The 2,697-nt window shown below is 58.9% G+C and carries 1 pseudogene; it reads left to right on the top strand.

The window, feature by feature from the left end:
* Positions 1-70: 70 nt before the first annotated feature.
* Positions 71-2,554 (top strand): annotated as a pseudogene (locus ETQ85_RS25735) (Tn3-like element IS1071 family transposase); the annotation flags it as partial.
* Positions 2,555-2,697 lie beyond the last annotated feature (143 nt).

The raw sequence follows: 2,697 nt of genomic DNA on the forward strand, positions 1-2,697 counted from the left end.
CTCGACTTTGAAACCCCAGCAGAGGTCTTTGCGAGGGAAATCATGAACTTTCAACCCGGTGTTGCACTTCAGAGTTGAAACCGCCCTGTACAAGAACAAGCTGGTGATCGTGCACGAGCGGGCAATTCGGACACTGATTGCGGCGGCACTTGCCCAGCTTGAAGTTGAAACAGGCACCGCCATCGCCGCCAGCGTTGATCCAGCAACACTTGATCGCTGGCGAGCCTCAGTTTCAGAGCTGCGCCCAGATGGACAAACCCAGCAGAGTTGGCTATGGGCTGCACCGGCGAAACACTCAACCCGCCAAATCAGCGAGGTACTGGAGCGCATCGACCTGCTTTACACGCTGGACGTTCATAAGCACCTGGCAGACATCCCCGATCTCATCTTGCGCCGCTACGCGCGCCGACTTGTCTCCAGGCCGCCCTCAGCCGGAGCCAAGATCAAAGAGCCAGCGCGCACCGTGGAGGTCGCATGCTTTCTTCGGTATTGCCTGTTCACCACCACAGACCAGTTGATCCTTATGGTGCAGCGCCGGATCGCCGATCTGTGGCGTCAGGCTGCCGCCGATGTCCCCGCTACCGTCAATTGGGCCGCAATGTACAAAACGCTGCTCGGCGAACTTGTTGCCTTGAGCGCGCAAGGTGCGGTGCCAGATGCTGAGTTGCGTGCCCGTCTTGAAGCCTTGATCACCGAAACCCAGAAACGCAAACCACCGAGCAGGGCCTCCCTGGTCCGCGAGGGATTGATTGATGGAATTCGCCCCGTGCGGTCGTTGCTCGTCGCCATTGCAAAGCTGCCCTGGCAGGCCACCGGCGAGCATCCTGCCATCGAGTACCTTGCCAAGCTGCAAGCTTTATATCTCAAAGGATCCAGAAAGCTGCCAGTTGAAGTGGTGGCACCAAGTCTGGGAATGATCTGGCAGGTTTCGATCTCCAGCCCAGACCGGGAACGGGCGTTTCAGGCGTTGGAGGTGGCCACCCTGTTTGCCCTGCGCCGCGCGGTGCGCAATGGCTCGGTCTGGATTGAGCACAGCCTGAGCTTTCGGGGTCGTGCGCGCTTGTTCTTCACGGACGAGCGTTGGCAGGCAGAGTCCAAGAAACACTATGCCCGTCTATCGTTACCCAGCAAGGCTGCCACTTTCTTGAAGCCTTTGCTGGCCAGAGTAACTGCCGGTGTCGATGCGGTGGCCGCTGCAGCCCGCAGTGGCGTACTGCGCGTGGATGATGAACTCCATTTGTCGCCATTGCCCGCAGAGGACGAAGACCCAGAAGTGACCAAGCTGCGCGCGGCTTTGGATCACCGCATCGGTGAGGTTCAATTGCCGGAAGTGATTCTGGCCGTTGACGCCCAGGTGCGCTTTAGCTGGATCATGCTCGGACGTGAGCCGCGCTCTACCGACGAGCTGCTGATGGTCTATGCCGGCATCATGGCCCACGGCACCAGTCTGACTGCGGTCGAATGCGCGCGCATGATTCCGCAATTGTCTGCCACCAGCATTCGCCAGGCCATGCGCTGGGCGCGGGACGAACGGCGTCTGAGCCAGGCCTGCCAGGCTGTGCTGGAATTCATGCAGCGACACCCGATTGCCGCCACCTGGGGGCGGTCCGATTTGGCATCTTCTGACATGATGAGCATGGAGACCACCAAACGGGTGTGGCAAGCCCGGCTTGATCCTCGGCGCAACACACCTTCCATTGGAATCTACTCCCATGTAAAAGACCGGTGGGGCATCTTCCATGCGCAGCCCTTTGTGCTCAATGAGCGCCAGGCGGGCGTGGCCATTGAAGGTGTCATCCGCCAAGAAAAGCTGGAGACCAGCCAGCTTGCTGTGGATACCCATGGCTACACCGACTTTGCCATGTCACATGCCCGTTTGCTTGGTTTTGATCTTTGCCCGCGGTTGAAGGAACTCAAACAGCGCCACCTCTTTGTGCCACGCGGCACCAAAGTGCCCGCAGAAATCGCTGCGGTGTGCGAAGCCAATGTCGACGTCGCTTTGATCGAAAAGCATTGGGATAGTCTGGTGCACCTGGCAGCCTCGGTCATGAGCGGACATGCCAGTGCGGTGGCAGCTCTTGCGCGGTTCGGTTCTGCCGCCCAGGGCGATCCAATCTATGAGGCTGGCGTGCAATTGGGGCGGTTGCTGCGTACGGCGTTTTTGGCTGACTACTTTGTCAAGGACGCTTTCAGGAACGAGTTGCGCCGGGTGCTCAATCGGGGCGAGGCTGTTAACGCCCTCAAGCGCGCCATTTATACCGGCCGGATCAGCCCGGCGCAGGCCAAACGTGTCGATGAAATGCAGGCTGTGGCCGATGCGTTGAGCCTGATGGCCAACATCGTGATGGCGTGGAATACCTCACAGATGCAGGCGGTCCTGGATCGCTGGTCGAACCGCCGCCAGGTCATTCCACCGGAACTGATCGGGAAGATTGCGCCCACCAGGCTGGAGAGCATCAACTTGCGGGGTGTGTTTCGCTTCCCGGTTGACCGCTATGCTGACCAAATCCTGCCTTCGCGGCCAAATGCATCGATAACTGGCACCAATGGATGAAACCGACCACGGTTTGACGCCACGAATCGCAGATTTGAAAGTGAACAGGAAAGTCAATGAAATCAACGATCTACCAACACCACCTCCGCGCCAGTGCTAGCTTTTCGTACCGTCACTTATTGCACTGAAAACGAGGAGACCCC

Source organism: Zoogloea oleivorans, from assembly GCF_008107625.1.
Classification (GTDB): Bacteria; Pseudomonadota; Gammaproteobacteria; order Burkholderiales; family Rhodocyclaceae; genus Zoogloea; species Zoogloea oleivorans.